Source organism: Moorena sp. SIO4E2 (assembly GCF_010671945.1).
Classification (GTDB): Bacteria; Cyanobacteriota; Cyanobacteriia; order Cyanobacteriales; family Coleofasciculaceae; genus Moorena; species Moorena producens.
Genome location: NZ_JAAHIE010001132.1, coordinates 1 through 1,659 on the forward strand (window position 1 = coordinate 1; position 1,659 = coordinate 1,659).

Genomic DNA, 1,659 nt, shown 5'->3' on the forward strand with positions numbered 1-1,659 from the left:
AGCAAATCCACTACCGTCTACCCTGTTGTTAATTGGTTTATCGGTTAAAATTGTAGAGCAAGTCAAAAAAATCTTAACCTGCTGAATAGGTGACAAGCAAGACCGATCGCCTGATTTTGTAGGGTGGGCAAATGGGCATCAGAGCTGATGAAATGATCAAATTCTCAAAATTTGCCCACCCTACCCCTACTGGCACAATTGGAGACAACCCTGAAATGGTACAATCACAACCAAAAATACTGACATTGGAGGAGTTTCTGAAACTACCGGAAACAAAGCCTGCTAGTGAGTACCTTGATGGAAAAATTATTCAGAAGCCCATGCCTCAAGGAAAACATAGTCGTCTTCAAGGAGAACTAATACCCGCAATCAATAGTTTGGTAAAAGCTAAAAAAATTGCTTGCGCTTTTCCTGAATTACGTTGTACCTTTGGGGGTCGCTCAATAATACCTGACATTTCAGTATTTCTTTGGAACCGAATTCCCTGTGATGATAATGGAGAAATTGCCAATGTATTTAACCTGACTCCAGATTGGACTATTGAAATCTTATCTCCAGACCAAAGTCACACAAAAGTAACCAAAAATATTCTTCATTGCCTCAAGCATGGAACCCAGATCGGTTGGTTGATTGACCCAGAGGAAAAAACTGTGTTTGTTTACCATTCTAAACAAGAAATTGAGGTATTCGATCAACCCGATATGTTACTTCCTGTACCATCTTTTGTAAGTGAGCTAAATCTTACAGTTAAGGATTTATTTGCCTGGTTATTACTGTAACTATAGCAATTCTACGACTTGTGAGGTACACAATTTCTAGATTTTAGGGAACAGGGAACAGGGAACAGGGAACAGGGAAGAGATAAGAGGGAAGAGGAACCCACCCCTAACCCCTCCCAGGAGGGGAAGAGGGAATAGCGATGCGCTGCATTCAGTGCGTACGCTCTTGTAGGGTGGGCAAATGGACATGATATTTGATCTAATTGCCTTTCTCTCATAATTTGCCCACCCTACCCTAAGGAATGGGTACGCCTAGCCAATAGTATTGTAGATCATGCAGACAGACACGGTTTTAAAGGGAATTATTTAAAGTATCTCATAAAAGCCGCTAATTTTAACAAAAAATGGTCGCGAAAAACCCAATTACCCAATGGGGCATTGAGATGGAATAAAGGAACTGAATTTCTTATAGAAAGAGACAACAAAATTATTTCTTACGGCTAAACTTAAAAAAATCATGCCAAACTTAGATATTTCCAACAAAGCTGATAATACCATAACAGCCAAAGGATATATTGAGCAAATCTCAAATCAATTGCTCATTGACTATCAAGCTACTCAGGCAGAAAGAATAAAAATTTACCGATGGGAAGAAAATCAAGACGTTAGTATATTAGGGATTATTGAACTATTAACCGATACTATTAGAGGATACGCCTTTCAAGTGATTAATGATAATTCATTAAATACCCAATAAATTAGTAATGAATTACAGAAAATAAAACTAGTAGAAATCCCTAAATTTACTGAATGGTATTTTTCACAATACTTTGATTATCCTAAAATGAAACACTATGTCGAAACCCTGAACTATTTACGTTTATTAATAATCGAATATATCAGGGATATCAAAGCTCTTGTAGAGTGCGTTAATGAAGTG

2 protein-coding genes are annotated in these 1,659 nt (G+C 37.6%); both read left to right on the top strand.

All coding sequences use genetic code 11. The features are described from left to right. Window positions 1-215 precede the first annotated feature (215 nt). Complete coding sequence (locus F6K37_RS41470) at window positions 216-779, top strand: Uma2 family endonuclease (RefSeq protein WP_044493168.1); 564 nt, start codon at window positions 216-218, stop codon at window positions 777-779. Window positions 780-1,236: 457 nt separating this feature from the next. Then, window positions 1,237-1,476: a hypothetical protein gene (locus F6K37_RS41475; protein ID WP_287257094.1), complete on the top strand. Its 240-nt coding sequence runs from the start codon at window positions 1,237-1,239 to the stop codon at window positions 1,474-1,476. Window positions 1,477-1,659: the final 183 nt, after the last annotated feature.